Source organism: Exiguobacterium sp. USCH10 (assembly GCF_037619445.1).
Lineage (GTDB): Bacteria > Bacillota > Bacilli > Exiguobacteriales > Exiguobacteriaceae > Exiguobacterium > Exiguobacterium aestuarii_A.
This window is the reverse complement of the sequence record NZ_JAQPZO010000010.1, coordinates 57,338-77,023: the sequence shown is the minus strand read 5'-3', so window position 1 is coordinate 77,023 and position 19,686 is coordinate 57,338. Positions and strand designations below refer to the sequence as shown.

The 19,686-nt window shown below is 49.6% G+C and carries 16 protein-coding genes; 12 read left to right on the top strand and 4 right to left on the bottom strand.

The genetic code is table 11. The annotated features are described in order from the left end of the window. The first annotated feature begins 9 nt into the window (after positions 1-9). The 9 genes from PQI28_RS13085 to clpB all read left to right on the top strand — a co-directional run bounded on the left by PQI28_RS13085 (position 10) and on the right by clpB (position 13,319). Positions 10-1,392 (top strand): TrkH family potassium uptake protein, encoded by a 1,383-nt coding sequence (locus PQI28_RS13085; RefSeq protein ID WP_339963547.1) that lies wholly within the window; start codon positions 10-12, stop codon positions 1,390-1,392. A 12-nt stretch (positions 1,393-1,404) separates the two neighbouring features. Continuing rightward, positions 1,405-1,638 carry a hypothetical protein gene (locus tag PQI28_RS13080; RefSeq protein WP_214696733.1) on the top strand — a complete coding sequence of 78 codons (234 nt, stop codon included), beginning with the start codon at positions 1,405-1,407 and terminating at the stop codon, positions 1,636-1,638. A gap of 88 nt (positions 1,639-1,726) precedes the next feature. Next, positions 1,727-2,407: a heptaprenylglyceryl phosphate synthase gene (locus PQI28_RS13075; protein WP_339963546.1), complete on the top strand. Its 681-nt coding sequence runs from the start codon at positions 1,727-1,729 to the stop codon at positions 2,405-2,407. Positions 2,408-2,445: 38 nt separating this feature from the next. Beyond that, complete coding sequence (gene pcrA / locus PQI28_RS13070) at positions 2,446-4,662, top strand: DNA helicase PcrA (protein ID WP_214747472.1); 2,217 nt, start codon at positions 2,446-2,448, stop codon at positions 4,660-4,662. 9 nt (positions 4,663-4,671) lie between these two features. Further along, the gene (gene ligA / locus PQI28_RS13065) at positions 4,672-6,666 is read left to right on the top strand and encodes an NAD-dependent DNA ligase LigA (RefSeq protein WP_339963545.1); all 1,995 of its coding nucleotides are present in this window, start codon (positions 4,672-4,674) and stop codon (positions 6,664-6,666) included. 252 nt (positions 6,667-6,918) lie between these two features. After that, positions 6,919-8,394 carry an LPXTG cell wall anchor domain-containing protein gene (locus PQI28_RS13060; RefSeq protein WP_339963544.1) on the top strand — a complete coding sequence of 492 codons (1,476 nt, stop codon included), beginning with the start codon at positions 6,919-6,921 and terminating at the stop codon, positions 8,392-8,394. Positions 8,395-8,525: 131 nt separating this feature from the next. Continuing rightward, the gene (locus tag PQI28_RS13055) at positions 8,526-9,698 is read left to right on the top strand and encodes a CamS family sex pheromone protein (protein WP_339963543.1); all 1,173 of its coding nucleotides are present in this window, start codon (positions 8,526-8,528) and stop codon (positions 9,696-9,698) included. Positions 9,699-9,838: 140 nt separating this feature from the next. Beyond that, positions 9,839-10,708, top strand: a complete 870-nt coding sequence (locus tag PQI28_RS13050; RefSeq protein WP_214696751.1) for a DnaJ C-terminal domain-containing protein — start codon at positions 9,839-9,841, stop codon at positions 10,706-10,708. Between the two features lie 19 nt (positions 10,709-10,727). Next, on the top strand, positions 10,728-13,319 hold the full coding sequence (gene clpB / locus PQI28_RS13045) for an ATP-dependent chaperone ClpB (RefSeq protein WP_339963542.1): 2,592 nt from the start codon (positions 10,728-10,730) through the stop codon (positions 13,317-13,319). 31 nt (positions 13,320-13,350) lie between these two features. Here clpB and PQI28_RS13040 read toward each other — a convergent pair whose 3' ends face one another. The 3 genes from PQI28_RS13040 to hemG form a co-directional block, all read right to left on the bottom strand. After that, the gene (locus PQI28_RS13040) at positions 13,351-13,653 is read right to left on the bottom strand and encodes a hypothetical protein (protein ID WP_339963541.1); all 303 of its coding nucleotides are present in this window, start codon (positions 13,651-13,653) and stop codon (positions 13,351-13,353) included. 72 nt (positions 13,654-13,725) lie between these two features. Next, positions 13,726-14,808, bottom strand: coding sequence for a TIGR04053 family radical SAM/SPASM domain-containing protein (locus tag PQI28_RS13035; RefSeq protein WP_339963540.1), 1,083 nt, complete (start codon positions 14,806-14,808; stop codon positions 13,726-13,728). Then, positions 14,805-16,169, bottom strand: a complete 1,365-nt coding sequence (hemG, locus tag PQI28_RS13030) for a protoporphyrinogen oxidase (protein WP_339963539.1) — start codon at positions 16,167-16,169, stop codon at positions 14,805-14,807. The genes PQI28_RS13035 and hemG overlap by 4 nt, the downstream gene beginning before the upstream one ends. Positions 16,170-16,287: 118 nt before the next feature. On the opposite strand from hemG, the gene PQI28_RS13025 reads away from it, so the two are divergent. Further along, on the top strand, positions 16,288-16,449 hold the full coding sequence (locus tag PQI28_RS13025; protein WP_214747536.1) for a hypothetical protein: 162 nt from the start codon (positions 16,288-16,290) through the stop codon (positions 16,447-16,449). 48 nt (positions 16,450-16,497) lie between these two features. Beyond that, positions 16,498-17,439 carry a glutaminase A gene (gene glsA, locus PQI28_RS13020; protein ID WP_074032972.1) on the top strand — a complete coding sequence of 314 codons (942 nt, stop codon included), beginning with the start codon at positions 16,498-16,500 and terminating at the stop codon, positions 17,437-17,439. On the opposite strand, the gene PQI28_RS13015 is transcribed toward glsA, so the two are convergent. Next, the gene (locus tag PQI28_RS13015; RefSeq protein WP_339963538.1) at positions 17,436-18,209 is read right to left on the bottom strand and encodes a CHAD domain-containing protein; all 774 of its coding nucleotides are present in this window, start codon (positions 18,207-18,209) and stop codon (positions 17,436-17,438) included. The genes glsA and PQI28_RS13015 overlap by 4 nt on opposite strands. A gap of 39 nt (positions 18,210-18,248) precedes the next feature. Here PQI28_RS13015 and PQI28_RS13010 point away from each other — a divergent pair, with 39 nt between their 5' ends. After that, a complete protein-coding gene (locus PQI28_RS13010) occupies positions 18,249-19,610 on the top strand; it encodes an MATE family efflux transporter (RefSeq protein ID WP_339963537.1) in 1,362 nt (453 codons plus the stop codon). Positions 19,611-19,686 lie beyond the last annotated feature (76 nt).

The following is a 19,686-nucleotide window of genomic DNA, read 5'->3' as shown; positions in this document are numbered from 1 at the left end:
AGGGGCGAGATGCAACAAACATTCATGAAGCGGAACTTACAATTGTTCTTTCGAAACTTAACACCAGTCCAAACACTCGTGTTGATCTATAGTGCGGCAGCCGTTTTATCCGTGTTGCTCCTCGCCTTACCGATCGCCCACAAACCGGGTGTGACGATTACGTTTACGGACCTCGTCTTCTTTGCGGTGAGCTGTGTCAGTGTCACCGGCCTCACACCGATCGTGGTCACCGATACATTTTCAACGTTTGGTTTGTTTATCATCTTGTTCATCGTTCAGGTGAGCGGTGTCGGGTTGATCAGTTTGCATGTGATCATGTGGATTTTGCTTGGGAAGCGGATTGGGTTTCGGGAACGCCAACTGATTTTACGTGACCAAAACCAGACGTCGATGTCAGGGATTGTCAAATACATCACGGAAATCGTCATCACCGTAATCGCCATCGAGGCGGTCGGTGCCGTCTTACTCGGTGTCCATTACTTAAATTATTTTGATACCGCCGGCGAGGCCTTCTTACAAGGCTTGTTCGGGTCGGTCAGTGCGACGACGAACGCCGGTTTCGATATTACCGGTAGCTCGCTCGCGCCATTCCGAGAAGATCCATTTGTCATCTTCACGCAAATCGCGCTCATGACAGGTGGTGCCATCGGATTCCCGGTTCTTGTGGAGATTCGGACTTATTTGGTGAGTCGCATCACACGGAAACGTCATACGTTCCCGAGTCGATTCTCTTTGTTCACGAAGTTGACAGTCTCGACATTCTTTATTTTGATTGCTGTCGGGACAGTCGGCTTGTTCATCTTTGAATACAACAATGCCTTCAAAGACTTGCCGCTCTGGCTGTCTCTTTCGGACTCGCTATTCCAGTCCGTGACGACACGTAACGGTGGATTATCGACAGTCGATGTCAACTTGTTCTCGGAAGCGAGCATGTTGCTCTTATCGATTCTCATGTTCATCGGGGCCTCTCCATCGTCTGTCGGTGGGGGGATTCGGACGACGACGTTTGCCGTCGCCGTTCTTGGTGTCGTCGCGTTCATCCGCGGAGACTCATCGATCAAAATTTTCGGGCGTGAGATTGTCCTTGAGGATATTTGGAAAGCGTTCGTCATCATTACGGTGTCGCTTGCCGTCTTATTATCTGGAGTCATGGTCATGGCTTACTTCGAAGATGCCTCATTGACACGAATCTTATTTGAGGCTTGTTCCGCGTTCGGGACGACTGGACTATCTGTCGGTCTATCTTCCGAATTCAGTAACGTCGGAAAATGGGTGCTGACGATTCTCATGTTCATCGGTCGAATCGGAGTCATCGCCTTCATTCTCATCTTGCAACGGAGACAACCGAAGCGGATGTATAACTATCCGAAAGAATCAATCATCTTAGGATAAGGAGATTGTCATATGAAAGCCTTTTGGATTAATTTTGGATACGTCTTTATCGTTCCTGTCTTGCCGTTCATCGCGGTCGTCAATGGGACAGCGCTCTGTTCGCCAGACTCGCCATTACTTGATATTCCAGTGCTCGGATTCTTTTTAGCGAATCCGCTCTGGTTTGTCCCAGTATATGCGCTATTCGCACTGCTTGTTGCGAAATGGTTGACGGAACGGGAACGGAATCGTACGGCACGTTCGTGACTTGCTTCGGCAAGTCTTTTTTATTGGAGAGATGCACGTCACGTAAAAAATCGATACACTAGAGAAGGATTCGATGGGAGGGGAAGAATTGAAATTTCAGTCATGGCGGCACGTATTTAAACTAGATCCGAATAAATATCTCGACGAGGATTCGCTCCAGGCGCTTATCCACTCCGGCACTGATGGCTTTCTGATAGGCGGGACGGACGGTGTTGATGCAGAAAATACATTTGCGCTTTTCGCGAGAGTCCGAGATGCCGGGTTACCGGTCGCGCTTGAAATCAGTCAACCGAGCCAGGTCATCGATGGATTCGATCACTATTTTGTACCGACCGTGCTGAACGCCGGAACGCCGGAATGGATTGTGGGACATCATGCACGCGCATTCGAGCGTTATGGACACTTCTTTGATTCCCGTCATATCACGGCACAAGGCTACCTCGTCTTAAATCCAGACGCAAAAGTGGCGCACGTAACGGAGTCAACATGCGACTTATCGTTAGAACAAGTCGTGGCGTATGCCGAGGTCGGGCATCATTTGTTCCGTCTCCCTTCCCTCTATATTGAATATAGTGGACGACTCGGCAATGTCGACGTCGTGAAAGAAATTCGATTGGCGCTACCGAACGCACACCTCTTTTATGGTGGTGGCATCGATGGGGCAGAGTCGGCTCGGTTGATGGGAGCGTACGCCGATACGATTGTCGTCGGCAATATCATTTATGAAGACTTAGCAGGGGCACTTGCGACTGTGCAAGCACTCCGATAAAATAAGAACAAACGTTTGGAACAAGGAAGGAAACGATTATGTATAATCTTAGCGAAGAATTAGTCAAAGGTATGAACCCGGAACAAGCAGAAGCGGTCAAGCATACGGATGGTCCTTTGTTGATCATGGCGGGTGCGGGGTCTGGTAAAACGCGTGTCTTGACGCACCGCGTTGCCTATTTGATGGCGGCGAAGCAAGTGGCACCGTGGAACATTTTAGCAATCACATTCACGAATAAGGCGGCACGGGAGATGAAAGACCGAATTGCGCGCCTCGTCGGTGGGGTCGCCGAAGACATTTGGATTTCCACGTTCCACTCGATGTGTGTCCGTATTTTACGACGCGATATCGATCGTATCCGATACGACCGGAGCTTTTCGATTTTAGATGCCTCGGACCAATTGACGGCTATCAAACAAGTGTTGAAAGAGTTGAATCTCGACCCGAAAAAGTATGAACCGCGTACACTTCTCGGGATGATCTCGAACCATAAGAACGAATTGCGAACGGCAAAGGACGCAGCAGCCCTTGTCGGCAACAATCCATATGAACGAATCATCTCTGACGTCTACACGGCATACGAGAAAAAATTGAAACAAAATAACGTGCTCGACTTCGATGATTTGATCATGAAGACGATTCACTTATTCCAAGAAGCGCCGGACGTGTTGGCGTTTTATCAAAAGAAATTCAAATACATTCACGTCGATGAGTATCAAGATACGAACCGTGCCCAGTACACGCTCGTCAAACTTCTTGCGCAGGCGCATGAAAACTTATGTGTCGTCGGGGACTCGGATCAGTCGATTTATCGTTGGCGTGGTGCTGATATCGCCAATATCTTGACGTTCGAGAAAGACTACCCGAGCGCGCATGTCATCTTACTCGAACAAAACTATCGCTCGACGAAACGAATTTTAGAAGCGGCGAACGGTGTGATCAAAAACAACGCTTCCCGTAAAGATAAAAACTTATGGACTGAAAATGCTGAAGGAGAGAAGCTCTTGCTTCACGTCGCATCTGATGACCGTGACGAGGCGTTCTTCATCATGAACCAGATGAAAGAATTGAAGATGGAAGGGATGGACTACGGTCAAATGGCGGTCCTGTACCGGACGAACGCTCAGTCACGTGGTCTTGAGGAAATGCTCCTTAAATCGAACATCCCGTATAAGATGGTCGGCGGGACAAAGTTCTATGAGCGAAAAGAAATCAAGGACGTTTTGGCATACTTGCGCTTGATTGCGAACCCAGACGAGGACATCTCATTCGTTCGTGTCGTCAATGAGCCGAAGCGAGGCATCGGTGCCGCGACGATTGATAAATTAGGCGACTTTGCGGATATGCAGGGCGTCTCGCTCATGGATGCGATTCGTGACATTGAACTGTCGGGGATTGCCCCACGTACGGCGACGAAACTTGCAGATTTCCGTCAGATGATGATGGACCTGCGACAAATGGCGGACTATCTCTCGATTTCAGAACTCGTTGAGGAAGTATTGAAGAAGACAGGGTATGAGGAGATGCTCAAAATCGAGAAGACACTCGAAGCAGAAAGTCGACTCGAGAACTTGCAGGAATTCCTGTCGGTCGCTCAAAACTTTGAAAAAGAAAGTGATGAACAGACACTCGTCGCTTTCCTCACTGATTTGACGCTCGTATCTGATCTCGATTCGCTTGATGAAGTCGACGAGTCGCATCAAGTTACATTGATGACGTTGCACTCGGCCAAAGGTCTCGAGTTCCCGGTCGTCTTCTTGATCGGAATGGAAGAAGGTCTCTTCCCGCATAGTCGTGCCTTGAACGACGAGGAAGAGATGGAAGAAGAACGTCGCCTCGCCTATGTTGGGATCACGCGTGCTGAGAAACGTCTCTATTTGACACGTGCTCAGTCACGGATGTTGTATGGTCGTTTCCAAAACAACCCGGAATCCAGATTCCTTCATGAATTGCCGGAAACGTTGTTGGAACGTTCTGGCAAGGCGAGAAAACCGATGCCATGGAACCCGGTCGAGTCACCAGGGAAGTTGCCGGTGAATGGCTTTAGTTCGAAACCAAAACCAAAGCTTGCCCAATCGTCCGGCGCCGAAACGGTCGGATGGAATGTCGGTGACAAAGCGAATCATAAAAAATGGGGACAAGGGACGGTCGTACAGACACGTGGAGAAGGCGACCAACTCGAAGTCGATATCGCATTCCCAGAAGTCGGGATCAAGCGTTTATTGGCCAAGTTTGCCCCAATCGAAAAAGCATGAGGTGAAGATATGGAGATGGCAGAACGTGTAGAAGAACTACGCAAATCGTTAAATCAATATGGTTATGAGTATTATGTACTTGACCGTCCGAGTGTACCAGACTCGGAGTACGACCGTTTGATGAACGAGTTGATTCAAATCGAAACAGACTATCCAGAACTTCGGACTCCGGACTCTCCAACGCAACGTGTTGGCGGAGCCCCACTTGACGCGTTCGTCAAAGTAACGCATGACACACCGATGCTGTCACTCGGCAACGTCTTCTCGAAAGAGGAACTCGTGGAGTGGGTGGAGCGTATCGAGAAAGACCTTGGCTACACACCTACATTCGTGGCTGAACTCAAATTTGATGGGCTTGCCGTCTCTTTGAAATATGAGGACGGTCGTCTCGTACGTGGTGCGACACGTGGAGACGGTACGACGGGTGAAGACATCACCCAAAACTTGAAAACGATTCGTGCCATCCCCCTTCGTCTACAGGAGGACGTGACGTTTGAAGTACGGGGCGAGGCGTACATGCCAAAGCGTTCGTTCGAACAGCTGAATGACGAACGGGAGCGAGTCGGTGAACCATTGTTCGCCAACCCGAGAAATGCAGCGGCGGGGTCACTTCGACAACTTGACTCCAAAATTGCCGCATCGAGAAACTTGGCATTTTTCGCCTACGGTTTAGTGTCGCAAAACGATCTCGTCGCCTCGCATGATGAGTCACTCGATTATTTGAAGCGACTCGGCGTCGCCGTAAGTGGAGACTATACGACGTGCAAGACGGCGGATGAACTATGGGACTACATCGAGACATACGTGACGAAGCGCAGCGAACTCCCGTATGAAATCGATGGGATTGTCATCAAAGTGGCAGGGTACGAAGAACAAGAACAACTCGGCTTTACAGCGAAAAGTCCGCGCTGGGCTGTCGCGTATAAGTTCCCGGCAGAAGAAGTCGTAACGACAATCGAGGACGTCGACTTCAGTGTCGGTCGCACCGGAAAAGTCACACCGCGGGCGCGATTTGCCCCAGTTTCTGTGGCGGGGTCTACCGTGACGTATGCGACGCTTCACAATGAAGATTTTATAAAAGAAAAAGACCTTCATATCGGTGACCGCGTCGTGATCAAAAAAGCAGGGGATGTCATCCCAGCGGTCGTCTCGGCGCTCGCGAGTGAACGCAGCGGGGAAGAACGGGCAATCGAATTCCCGACCCACTGCCCAGCGTGCGGTTCTGAATTGATTCGATTAGAAGGCGAGGCCGATCATCGCTGTGTCAACCCAGAGTGTCCGGCCCAATTGCTCGAAGGACTGATTCATTTCGTCTCACGGCAAGCGATGAACATCGACGGACTCGGTGAGAAGGTCATCACGCAACTCCATGAAGCGGGACTCGTCCATAACGTGGCCGACTTGTATCGCCTGAATCGAGACGATTTACTCGAACTCGAGCGTATGGGCGAGACGTCGGTGACGAACTTGCTTTCGGCGATTGAACAATCGAAGCAAAATTCGCTCGAACGCGTGCTCTTTGCCCTAGGGATCCGCCTTGTCGGGCAAAAGGCCGCCTCCTTGATCGCGGAGCGTTTTGAGACGATGGAAGCCATCATCGAGGCGACGGTGGAAGAGTTGACGTCAATCGATGGCATCGGAACGAAGATGGCCGAGTCGATCGTCCTTTACTTCGAAAAACCAGAAGCACGTGAACTCGTCAAAGAACTTTCGGAATCAGGTGTGAATCTTTCCTTCAAAGGAACGAAACGACCAACGACGGAAGGGGCACCGCTCTCTGGTAAAACGGTCGTATTGACTGGGAAATTACATGAGATGACCCGCGGTGAGGCCGGGAAACAACTTGAACTCCTCGGTGCAAGTGTGACGGGGAGTGTGAGTAAAAACACAGACTTACTCGTGGCCGGTGAAAAGGCTGGTTCAAAACTGACGAAAGCCGAATCGTTAGGCATCGAAGTTTGGGATGAGGCGAAACTTCTCGATTTTTTAAGTGAACACGCATAAGACGTTCCGCTTCGGCGAACGTCTTTTTTCACGTTCGTTTTGTAAAATTTTATGAGATTGAATAGGTTCGCACAAGCGTTCGAAGGGTATAGAATAACTAAATCAAAATGCTAATATATTTTTGCGGGAGAACCCTTTGACACCATGACTTTCACTCACACATCCCTCTCATTCCTCTACGTGGTGAAATTCGTCATCGGACCAACATCGATGCGTACGCTTATTGCTCACCTTAGAGGAGGGATTGACATCATGACACATAACATCCAACGCTTCCTTGCGCTATTCACCATCCTCATGCTCCTATCCACACTGATGCCCACCAATCTCGCACATGCAGATACGACCACGTTCCGATATATTCAACTGAACCTGACGGACGAAGAAGTCGAAACATTATATGAAGCAAGTCTCGTTTACGAAGACATCACATATTATGGGGTACGTGAATCTGCTGACATTTGGCGCTTTATGATTGATGCAGAAACGGTCGATGACTCATTAATTGACTTGGTCACTCTTTATAATGCTGAAGGTGTTCCGTACACGTTTATCCCGAATACCATCACGGAAGCGTATCCCGTCGAAGTGGAGGAACCACCTGTTGTGACTGAACCAGATGAACCAGAAGAGGTAACACCCCCAGTGGAAACAGAACCAAAGCCGGTCGTGGAAGAACCGATGACTGAACCGATGTTGCCGGTGCTCGCTTTAGAAGCACAGAACATCGCCGGGGTCGACAAGGCCGTTGTCGGAGGAGAAATATCGTATACGTTCATTGTAGAGAATACAGGAGACACGCCGATGACGGTGACAGAACTTTCTCATGAGTATGTGAGCGGAGACATCGATCATCAATCAATCGAATCGTTCAATCAACGCGTATTTGATCGTTTGCATGAATTAATAGGAGAAGACGGTCTCTTGCCGGGGGAACGGGTGGAAGTGACAGCAGTCTTGTCCGTTCCTTCTGATTATTCAATCCACACACACCCTGAGATTGGTAGTCTATTTCGTGTGACGGGAGTGGACGAATATGACCGTGTCGTCACAGCAGAAAGTCAACAAATCGTGCTCTTGCAACAACCTGATTTTACAGTGTCAGGAACGAGCGACTTGACGACCGTTCAGCCTGGGGAACCTGTCCGATACACCTATACAGTGACGAACACCTCTAACGTCACCTTGTTCTTGTCTGATGTGAAACTCACATGGCCGAGCGGTGCCTTGACATATGAGGAACAACAGATGGCAAATGAACGATTCATGAAGCAGGTTCAATCGATTCCTCAATTCATCAACGGATTTGGACCAGAAGAAGTTGTCACATTTTCATTTGAACTCCCGCTTCTCCCGTCCTATGACGTCCGAGCTGGAGCGGAATTGGTTCAACAGGCAACATTTACGCTCTATGTGAACGAAGGGGTGACCGTCACTCGCTCTGTCGATGTGCCGGTTGCAGTAAAACAACCTGTTCCAATCAAAGAGGACGAACCGAAACAAGTTCCTGAGAAAGAAGCGAACATCAAAACACCAGTCGTGAAGGTTGTCGTGAAAGAGCGAGAGGCTCCCCCGGTGCAACTCGAAGATGAAGTCGACACGTATTCGCAAGATGTGCTCCCGATGACAGGAGAGACGAACGAAACGTGGCATGCGATGCTTGGACTCCTCTTGTTTGCATCTGGACTCCTCTTGATGATTCGTCGGAAGCACCCATCTACCAAATAACGATTGTGTATCCCTCCTTGTCTGATAGGAGGGATTTCTTCTGATTCCGCTTCGATACTTTTTTCGTGGAACGATTTTGTTATAATGAACAAAGTGAAATAGGAAACGATGTTCAAAGGAGCTAGACATAGATGAAATGGAAACAACTCGTCATCCCGACAATCGCCTCTGCGCTTTTGTTAAGCGGATGTTCAATGAAAATCCCGATGGGTGAAGAAGAAGCGACACCAACCGGCGAAGAAACAGCAGCAGAAGGTGTCACACAAACGATCGAAGCACGTGACTCTTATTATCAAATGGTCATTCCGTTCAAAGCGGCAGCGGCGCGAGGACTTGCCCAGCGCCAAGTGAGCTCGTCATTAGAACTTGAGGAGGTCGAACTCGGTCTCATGCGCCACTCGACAGACGCATTTGACCCAGACAAATTCGCCTATCAGGAAGGGCAACTTCTGAATGCGGAAGATGTCTCTACTTTACTTGGACGTAAAGGTGGTAGTGACGAAGGGTTAACGCCGTTAAACCCGGCGTATGCGGACGGGAAGGCGGAAGTTGAGGACGACAAGTTTGTCGATGCGAACAAGAAGTCACCTCTTTATTTGGCGTCAATCGTAGAACAGAACTATATGACGAAAGCGGATAGCGGATATCAGCTTGGCGGTGTGTCGTTCGCGCTCATTTTAAATCGTGAGTATGTCTTCCAGGCACCAAACTACGGACCGACCTACACGGTGAAACTCGATCAGAAGAAAGTGATTGCAGAAGGTGAACGAATGGCGAATGAACTCGTCGCCCAGTTACGGAAGCGAGAAGATTTTAAAGATTTGGATATAAACGTCGCGCTCTATATGAAGTCGACCCAAGGTTCACCGACTCCGGGGAACTATATCAAATCTGCCTTTGTCGGAACGGATGATCAGGTCGCAACCGGTGACTGGAAAGCCATCGATGAGAAGTACTACTACTTCCCATCTGTGACAGCAACGAATGATGTCCGTGAGGACGCTCAGAAATTTACGCTGTTCAGTGACCGAATTGCCGACCTCTTCCCAGACTATAGTGGGATGATCGGAAAAGGCTTTTATCAAAACGGTGACTTGTCACGACTTGAAATCGATATCCCCATCCAATTCTATAGTCGCGCCGAGCTCGTCGGATTCACACAACACGTGGTCGGCTTGCTCGAAAACCGCTGGGAATATAGCCGGAATGTGCCGGTTCGCATCAACGTGACGTCACTTGGCGGAGACCCTGAAGTGACGATTGTGTTTGAGGACGGCATGGATAGCCCAAAAGTATACTTCTAATCGAGAAGAGGTTCGTTTTTTGAAACGAATCTCTTCTTTTTTTCGTATGAAAAGTGAAAGGATTATCTTTGACCTTATTTGACCAATTGAGTAGAATAGAGTTAACAGAAACGGGAAAGGGATAGGTGAGGTGAATCCATATGGCTAAAAACTATTACGACGAGCTCGGTGTCTCAAAAGGAGCAACCGAACAAGAGATTAAACGTGCATACCGGAAATTGGCGAAACAGTACCATCCGGACGTCAATAAAGACCCTGGCGCACAAGAACGATTCAAGTCGGTCCAGGAAGCATTTGACGTATTGAGCGACCCAGAGAAAAAGGCGAATTATGATCGATACGGTAGCCCGGATGGACCGTCGTTCGGACAAGGATTCGGTGGCGGTGGAGAGACTTACGGGGAAGGCTCGTCACAATTCGAAGATCTATTCCGACAATTCGGAGGCGGATCGCGTACGACCTCGCGGACTTTCGGATTTGAAGATATGTTCGGAAGCTTCTTTGACCAAGCAGTCGAGGAAGACTTGGATGAGACTGTTCGTGTCAACATCCCGCTCAGTCAATTGACGAAAGAATCAAAAGTGAGCCTTCGCCTTCAGACTGGCACGGTGAACGTCAAGATTCCACAAGGTGCCTATGAAGGTCAAAAGTTGCGATTAAAAGGAAAAGGAAGTCGCGTCGGACAATCGGGGAACCGAGGAGATGTATACGTCGAGCTCCACTTTGCGGATGACGATACGTATCGTCGTGAAGGAGAGCATATCGTGACAGTGAAACGATTGCGTCCGCTCGACTTTTTAGACGGAGCGAGCGTCATCATTGCCACGCTCGACGGAGGACGGGTGAAGTTGAAAGTGAAACCAGGAAGCCGTCCGGGACAACGGATGCGGATTCCGGGTCGCGGTGTCATGACCGGCTCGAAGGTGCGGTCGGACTTATTCGTCCAACTCGAGGTCGACTTGCCTCTTGATGAGACGTATCGTTCTGTTTATGAGCAAATCGAACGTTAATGGATAAGGAGGAATCGTGATGGACTTTAATCGTTTTACAGATAAAGCACATGAATGCATTGTCAGTTCACAGGCGTTAGCGAAACAATATCATCATAGTGAAATCAATGAGTGGCACGTCTTGGCGTCCATGATTTCACAGACGGACGGGATCGCACCGTTGCTGTTTCAAAAAATGGAAATCAACGTGTCTGAGATTGAAGGCGAAGTCGCGCTTTCTTTAAGAAATGCACCAAAACTTCAAAACCCGACGACACCGATGATTTCGGCTTCTTTGCTGAACGTTCTAACGACGGCGGAGCGGGAAGCGACAGGGATGAACGATGAATACGTATCGGTCGAACATATCTTACTCGGCATCTTGTTGAACAGTAGTCAGGCACAGGCGATGCTCGAGCGAAAAGGGGTCACAGAAGACCGACTCCGTGAGGCGCTCGTCGCCGTACGAGGCAATCGTCGGATCACGTCGAAGTCGCCTGAAGCGACGTATGACGTCTTGACGAAATACGGACGAGACCTCATTCAAGAAGTGAAGACCGGGAAAATCGATCCGGTCATCGGACGCGATAGCGAGATTCGTCGTGTCATCCGGATCTTGAGTCGGAAAACGAAAAACAACCCGGTCCTCATCGGGGAACCGGGTGTCGGGAAGACGGCAATCGTCGAGGGACTCGCTCAGCGAATCGTCCGCGGTGACGTACCGGAGAGCTTGAAAGACAAAACGATCTTCAGCCTCGATATGAGTTCGCTTGTCGCCGGTGCGAAATACCGTGGTGAGTTTGAGGAGCGTCTTCAAGCGGTCTTGTCTGAAGTGAAAGAGGCGGAAGGTACAATCATCCTCTTCATCGATGAATTGCATACAATTGTCGGGGCAGGAAAATCGGAAGGGTCGATGGATGCCGGGAACATGTTAAAACCGATGCTCGCCCGAGGTGAGCTGCACTGTATCGGTGCGACAACGCTAGATGAGTATCGCCAATATATCGAAAAAGATCCTGCTCTTGAGCGGCGTTTCCAACAAGTTCTCGTCGCTGAACCGGACGTTGAGGATACGGTCTCAATCTTGCGTGGTTTAAAAGAACGCTTCGAGATTCACCACGGGGTACGCATTCACGATAACGCTCTCGTCGCAGCGGCTGTCCTGTCAAATCGATATATCACGGACCGCTTCATGCCGGACAAGGCGATTGATCTCATCGACGAGTCATGTGCGATGATTCGGACAGAGATGGAATCGATGCCGGCTGAACTCGATGAGTTGGTTCGTCGGGTCATGCAACTTGAAATCGAAGAGGCAGCGCTTAAAAAAGAGAGCGATGCAGCTTCCATGAAACGACTCGAAGCACTCCAACAAGAATTGGCATCGCTCCGTGAACAGTCTGACTCGTTACGTCTCCGTTGGGAGAATGAGAAAGAGTCGACGCACCGCGTGCAACAAATCCGTGGAGACCTCGAAAAGGTACGCCTCGAGTTACAAGAGGCAGAAAGTCGTTACGACTTGAATCGGGCTTCGGAGTTGAAATATGGACGAATCCCAGAGCTCGAGCGAGAACTAGAAGAAGCGGAACAGTTGGCGAGTTCGGTGACACGCGAACTCGTGCGGGAAGAAGTGACAGAAGAAGAAATCGCTGAGGTCGTCTCAAAATGGACCGGCATTCCGGTGACGAAACTGACAGAAGGAGAGCGAGATAAACTGCTTAACTTAGAAGCGGTCTTGCACAAGCGTGTCTTCGGTCAAGATGACGCGATTCGCTTAGTCTCTGACGCGGTCATTCGGGCGCGCGCTGGAATCAAAGACCCGAACCGTCCGATTGGTTCCTTCCTCTTCCTTGGACCCACTGGGGTCGGGAAGACGGAACTTGGGAAGGCGCTCGCAGAAGCGATGTTTGATTCGGAAGACCATATCGTTCGACTCGATATGAGTGAATATATGGAGAAACATGCCGTATCACGACTTGTCGGTGCACCTCCTGGCTATATCGGATATGAGGAAGGCGGCCAGTTGACGGAAGCGGTTCGCCGTAACCCGTACTCGGTTCTCTTACTCGATGAGGTCGAGAAGGCACATCCGGACGTCTTCAACATCTTGTTGCAACTGCTCGATGATGGTCGATTGACCGATTCGCACGGGCGCATCGTCGATTTTAAAAATACAATCGTCATCATGACGTCGAACATCGGGGCAGACATTTTGCTCGAGGCAGCGAGAGACGGTGTGATTGATGAAGACGAGGAGCGCCAAGTACTTGAGAAGCTCCGCCGCCATTTCCGTCCTGAATTCTTGAACCGGGTCGATGAAACAATTCTGTTCCATCCGCTCACGAAAGATCAAATCGGTCAAATCGTCGAGAAAGCGGTCGGACGAATGAGCGAACGACTCACGACGCGCTCGATTCAGATCGAGATCACAGACGCAGCGAAAACGTTCGTCGCCGATGAAGCGTACGAACCTCAATTCGGCGCCCGTCCAATCAACCGTTACGTGCAACGGACAATCGAGACGAAACTTGCTCGAAGCATCTTAGCCGGAGATGTCGAAGATGGTCAAACCGTTGTCATCGATGTCGAGAACGGGGAATTGACGTTACGTCCATCGACGGTCAATGCATAAGGAAAGAGGAATCCAAAATCGGATTCCTCTTTTATGTATGCCGACGCTTTCGTCTGAAAAGCAGAAAACTGACGCCGATAAAGATAAGATAGAGTACCGTTCCAAAAATGGAATTGAGTACCCACGGGATTGTTCCCATAAATGTGGCGCGGGTCGCTTCCTGAAACCAGAGCAGTAACCAAAAGAATAAGCCAAGACTCGTTGCGAGTAGCGTATAAAACCCCAACAAGCCTTGTTTCGTCCATCGCTTAATTCCAAATCCCAATAAAGTCGTAACGACAAAAATCGCACCTAGCCCAATATAAAACAATCCATCGATTGGTAATGACTGCACCTACATGACTCCCTTCTCACCATCAGATTCATATAGTCTCATCTTACACTGTGAGGAAATAAATGGGAATCTTTATTGTGAAACGAGAGGACGTTCTGGCTGATAGATACAGTACGGTTCTGCCTCCTTATAATCACCAGTAACCGCATAGGCTCTGGCCCTCGAACCACCACAGAGATAACGATATTCGCAATACCCGCACTTTCCGTGATGACTATCCGGATCACGCAACGCCTTGAAGGTCGGATGATGACGATAAATGTCGGCGAGGGGTGTCGTTCTGACGTTCCCGCAAAGAATCGGTAAAAATCCAGAAGGTTGGACGTCACCTGTGTGCGAGATAAAGACAAATCCGTTCCCGTCATTCGTTCCGCGAGGGGCCTTCGCCAAATCATCATGGGGATGTCCGACGGGAGGAAGTCCTTCTGCTTTTCGCCGCTGATTTTCTTGTCGTGCCACCCGTCGATAAAACTGGGCTTCCGTCGTCGAGATGATAAACGGCGCTGTCTCTTGTAACGAGAACGCCCACTTCAGCACCTCTTCATGTCGCTCGGGAGAGATGGGTTGTAACAGGGATCCTCGCCCGGTCGGTACAAGGAAAAAGAGCGTCCAGACCGATACGCCGAGGGACTCCACGAGTTTTGCCATCTCAGGTAAGCGATCGACGTTATATTCGGTCACCGTCGTGTTGATTTGGAACGACATGCCTTCTTCTCGGAAGTAGGAGATTCCTCGGATGGTACGGTCGAAACTGCCGCGTGTTCCTCTAAAGTAATCGTGTGTCTGTGCATCCGGACCATCGATCGAAAACGCCCAACGTGACAACCCGGCAGCTTTTGCCCGTTTCACAGCGTCACGGGTAACGCGGGGTGTGGCAGAGGGTGTCATCGAGACACGCATCCCGAGAGATGAGGCGTACGCGGTCAATTCAAACAAATCTTCGCGCATGAGGGGGTCCCCGCCTGTGAAGACGAGAATTGGATTGTCCATCGCGTGAATATCGCGAATGAGTGCCTTCCCTTCTTCTGTATCGAGTTCATTTTCGTATCGGTGAAACTGAGCCTCGGCCCGGCAATGGACACAGGAGAGGGCGCAAGCACGTGTCACTTCCCAAATGACGATAAACGGGTTCTCGTTATAGTCGATGTGTTTCATACTGTCACCACTTGCTTCAATTTCAGGTTGTCGACCGCTTGTTTTGCAGAATCAACACAGTCTGGTAAACCAACCCCATGGAGAATGGCGCCACACGCCTCGACTCCGTCCCACTTCGCGAGCGCTTTTTCAAAGGCGTGGACATCTTGTTTATGTCCGACCTCATATTGGGGCATCGTCTGAACATGGCGTTCGACTTTCGTGAAGAGTGGTGTCCCGACTTTTTGAATGCGACGGAGCTCGTGCAAAGCGAATGTCGCGATCGTATCATCCTCTTCGTGCAACAAGGACGAGACATAATCAGAACCGATGTACATCCGAATCAACGCTTTCCCTTCAGGTGCCATATGTGGCCACTTCTTATGCATCCAACTGCAAGCGGTCAAGGCGTTGCCTTCCGACTTGGCGATGACGTAACCTGTCCCGTCTAGCGCCTCGACCTCTGATTCGTCGAATGCGGCAAGAACGGTCATCGAGGACGTTCGCTTACGAGTCGACAAACGCTCGGCTTCCGGAAAACCGAGCAGCGGTCCGAGCATGTTTGGGGAAGTCGCAAGAATGATCCCGTCGAACTGCTCGACCGTTCCATCCGCCAATGTGATTTCATGCGGTCTTACGGACTTGACGATTGTCTTCAGTACGAGCCGGTCAATGGAAGGACGGAGCGCTTCGACGAGTGCACCGAGTCCTTGATCGAGTGATAAAAACTTTCCGGTCTCAGACGGTTTCACCCCAGCCTGAGAAGGGGGCGTGAGTGCTTTCATCCCGAGAATCAGACTGCGAGTTTTTTGTTCAATCGTGATAAACTGAGGGAAAGTAGACTCGATGCTCATATCGTCGAGCGTTCCGTTATAAATCCCGGACAGAAGGGGCTCGATCATCGTGTCGACGACTTCTGATCCGAGTCTCGTCCGAAAGAAGCGGTCGAGCGAGATGTCCTCTCCTTCATACACACGCGGAATGACAAGGTCGAGTCCGGCACGAAATTTCCCTCTCCACGTAAAGAGATCCGTTTTTACCATCGGCCAAAACTTGGTCGGAATACCCATGACCGATCCGGCTGGCATTTGTCTCAGTTGTTGACGTACGTAAATATAAGAGGTCCCGGTTTTAGAGCGAACGAGTTGGTCCTCAAGGCCGAGATCGGTAATGAGAGACGTGAAGGTCGGCTTACGCGCCATATAACCGTCCGGGCCGGTCTCTAACGTAAATCCATCTCGATAGATGGTTTTGATTTTTCCGCCGAGACGATCCTGTGCCTCGAACAGTGTGACGTGTGCACCGGCTTCTTTAGCATAATGTGCTGCGGCCAGCCCGGCGATGCCACCTCCGATAATTGCGATTTGATTCAATCGATTCACCCATTTCTGTAAAGTTCTTGTCGTATTAACGGTACCGAGAATATAGACGCAGACATAGGATAAGTGTCACGGAGTTCTAGACAAATTTGTCACGAATTCGAAAGGGGACGATGAAATGATGGCTTTCATCATTATCGCGACTGTCATTGTGTCAGGTGTGGTTGGTTTTATTGTGACGATGAATCGGCATGGGGAAAAATTGGTCGGGGACGAAGAAAGTCCACCGGTGATTTGGGCGGATGAAGAGTGGTATAAAGAAGATGGACCGCCAGACGGGTAATATGATAAGATGACCCGGTTGAAATTTGATGGAACATGAGGTGATCGAATGAATGTACTCGAACAACAGTTGAACCACTTGATTGATGAGTGTCGTCCGTATACGGCTCAGGGGAAAGTGGCGGACTACATCCCAGAACTGGCGCATGTGAAAAACGATTTACTCGGGGTGGCGATTTGTTTGCCGGACGGTACGTATATTCACGCTGGGGACGTTCATCACAAGTTTACGATTCAAAGTGTATCGAAGGCGCTGACGCTTTGTTATGTGCTGATGGAATTTGGGGAAGACTATGTGTTTTCAAAAGTGGGGATGGAACCGACGGGTGATGCGTTCAACTCGATCGCGAAACTCGAGGAGACGGTCCCGTCAAAACCACTGAATCCGATGATCAATGCAGGGGCGTTAGCGGTGACGAGTATGATTTTAGGGGAGACGGCTGACTTAAAGATTTATCAGTTCCGCCAATTTTTAGCGACCTTGTTGAATCGACCCGTAGAGGAGATTACGTACGATGAAAAAGTCGCTCGCTCTGAATACGAGACGACCGACTTGAATCGCGCACTCCTCTATTTCATGCGCCATCATGGAATTGTAGAAGGAGACGTCGATGAGATTATCGACGTATATACGAAACAATGTGCCATTGAAATCGATTGTTTTGACTTGGCGCGAATCGGGCGTGTCTTCGCAGGGAACGGGGAAGACCCGGAGACAGGTGAAGAATTGATTCCCCGTCGTGTCGTCCGGATCGTCAAAGCCATCATGACGACATGTGGCATGTACGATGCATCAGGCGAGTTCGCCGTCCGTGTCGGACTTCCCGGCAAGAGCGGGGTGTCAGGTGCGATTTTAGCAGTCGGAAACCACGAACTAGATTTGAATAACGTCGGGTTTGGCATCTTCGGTCCGGCGCTTGATTCAAAAGGGAATTCGATTGCGGGGATGAAGTTGCTCGAACTATTGATTGAACGGTATACATCGCGTTAAATTGATAGGTGCTTCACGGATTCATCAAGTTCTTGCTGTAAGACTTCAATTTTTTTGTCGTACGGGGATTGCAGGTCGGTAGGAGGGGTGAAGGCCAGCCAACGCTTCAACAGTTGATCATGGTCATTCATCTCACCGAGTTCGGTTTGCATCTTTTTTAACGTACGGACGGTGTCGATTGACGCGTCCGACTCGTAGTTTAACAAATATTCATGCAAGTATCGTTCACGTTTCACGGCTAAGCGAACCTTATGGAGCGCTTCGATTTGTTCTTTTCCACTCGATTGTTCATGATAGATGCGAATTCGTTGTTTGCGTTCGCTTTTCGCCTTTTCTAACATCGGAGAGGCGTTCGTTTTTTTAAACGCACGAAACAACGGTCCGCCGATGAAACGACGAATTTGTTGGTCGAGTGAGGGAGTCATCTTTTCACTGACTCGTGTCGAGAGAATGGTCCGTTCGATGGCCCGTTGTTTTTCCATGGTTTGTAGAAATACTTCGTCGAGCTCTGTTTTTACATCAAATTGTTCGATGAGGACATCGAGGTCACGGACATGACCGAGTGCCTCCATCAATTGTTTGAGTTGCCGGAACGTCGCGGGCTTCGTCTCAAAGATCTGCATGAACGTGATCAGCTTTCGTAAATGAACGCGGGCGCGATGAATGTCCTCGGAATTGTTGAACGAGAGGGCCTCGGTCACGTAGTGGTTGAATGTATTCCACGTTTCTAACAGCTCAAATTTAAGTTTTTCTGCATACCGTTGATTCATGATATTGTTTCCTTTCTGAAAAAGAGATGAGGGTTGTCCATGTACCAAACACATTCATTAAACGAAAAAATAAAACTGTTCTTTACGATTTTCTTTCCAATCCTAGTCACGCAAGTGTCTTTTTATTTGATTAGCTTTTTTGATACCGTCATGTCCGGACGCGCAGGCGCCGTCGACTTGGCTGGTGTCGGTGTCGGTTCGAGTCTTTGGATGCCTGTTTACACCGGGCTTAGCGGAATCTTGTTGGCAGTTGCCCCAATCGTGTCGCAAGCGCTCGGCGCGCGGGACCGTCAACAAATTCAACGCACGTTATTTCAAGGCATCTACTTAGCCATCATGCTCAGTGTGATCACGCTGACATTAGGGTCTTTCCTCGTGCCACTCGCAATCGAAGGGATGGGGCTTAGTACGGAAGGGAAGCGAATCGCGACCCAATACTTACTTGCGCTTGGTTTCGGTGTCTTGCCGATGTTCTTGTTCAACGTGCTTCGCACGCTCATGGATGCGCTTGGCAAGACGAGGGTCTCGATGATCCTCATACTATTAGGGTTACCCATTAATGTCGGATTAAATTACATCTTCATTTTTGGAAAACTCGGGATTCCGGCGTACGGTGGCGTCGGAGCAGGAATCGCCTCGAGCATCACCTATTGGTTGCTCTTTTTCATGGCATTCTTTTTCGTCCGAAACGGAAAACCGTTCCGCGAGTACAAGTTTTTACGGACATCGGAGCGAATCGTCTGGCTCAGACAAAAAGAGTTGTTACAACTCGGGACACCAATCGGGCTAGCAATCTTCGCTGAGGTCAGCATCTTTGCTGCAGTCACGCTACTGCTCAGCTCATACGGTGACCAAATCGTCGCGGCACACCAAGCGGCCATTAACTTTGCGTCGTTTGTATACATGCTCCCGTTGTCGGCATCGAGCGCGTTGACGATTGTCGTTGGGTATGAACTTGGTGCGAAACGATTACAGGACGCCGTTCGATATGCGAAGATCGGGATTTCGCTTTGTCTAGGTGTCTCCATCTTCTCGGGTGCTTTCTTATTTTGGCAAAACGAACGCGTCGCAGCCATTTATACGAATGATGCGACAGTCGTGGACCTTGCGGCACACTTCATGATTTTTGCCGTGTTCTTCCAATTATCAGATGCTGTCGCCGCACCGATTCAAGGGATTTTACGAGGCTTCAAAGACGTCAACATTACGTTGGTCCTCTCTCTCGTCGCCTATTGGGTCATCGGCTTACCGCTCGGTTATGTGTTGGCGGAGCATGCTGGATTTGGACCGGATGGCTATTGGATTGGGTTGATTGCAGGACTGGCTGCTGGAGCGGTCTTATTATTCCTCCGACTAGTGTGGATTGTCCGTCGCTTTGGGACGCTTCAATCGACGTCATGACACAAAGATTGTTCACAATTGTGAACAATCTTTTATTTATCTAAAATTGGTCTATACAACTATACTTTTATTCGAT

Coding starts and splice junctions, on each gene's coding strand:
- PQI28_RS13085 (WP_339963547.1), top strand. CDS start 10: ATGCAACAAACATTCATGAAGCGGAACTTACAATTGTTCTTTCGAAAC.
- PQI28_RS13080 (WP_214696733.1), top strand. CDS start 1,405: ATGAAAGCCTTTTGGATTAATTTTGGATACGTCTTTATCGTTCCTGTC.
- pcrA (WP_214747472.1), top strand. CDS start 2,446: ATGTATAATCTTAGCGAAGAATTAGTCAAAGGTATGAACCCGGAACAA.
- ligA (WP_339963545.1), top strand. CDS start 4,672: ATGGAGATGGCAGAACGTGTAGAAGAACTACGCAAATCGTTAAATCAA.
- PQI28_RS13060 (WP_339963544.1), top strand. CDS start 6,919: ATGACACATAACATCCAACGCTTCCTTGCGCTATTCACCATCCTCATG.
- PQI28_RS13055 (WP_339963543.1), top strand. CDS start 8,526: ATGAAATGGAAACAACTCGTCATCCCGACAATCGCCTCTGCGCTTTTG.
- PQI28_RS13050 (WP_214696751.1), top strand. CDS start 9,839: ATGGCTAAAAACTATTACGACGAGCTCGGTGTCTCAAAAGGAGCAACC.
- clpB (WP_339963542.1), top strand. CDS start 10,728: ATGGACTTTAATCGTTTTACAGATAAAGCACATGAATGCATTGTCAGT.
- PQI28_RS13035 (WP_339963540.1), bottom strand. CDS start 14,808: ATGAAACACATCGACTATAACGAGAACCCGTTTATCGTCATTTGGGAA.
- PQI28_RS13025 (WP_214747536.1), top strand. CDS start 16,288: ATGGCTTTCATCATTATCGCGACTGTCATTGTGTCAGGTGTGGTTGGT.
- glsA (WP_074032972.1), top strand. CDS start 16,498: ATGAATGTACTCGAACAACAGTTGAACCACTTGATTGATGAGTGTCGT.
- PQI28_RS13015 (WP_339963538.1), bottom strand. CDS start 18,209: ATGAATCAACGGTATGCAGAAAAACTTAAATTTGAGCTGTTAGAAACG.
- PQI28_RS13010 (WP_339963537.1), top strand. CDS start 18,249: ATGTACCAAACACATTCATTAAACGAAAAAATAAAACTGTTCTTTACG.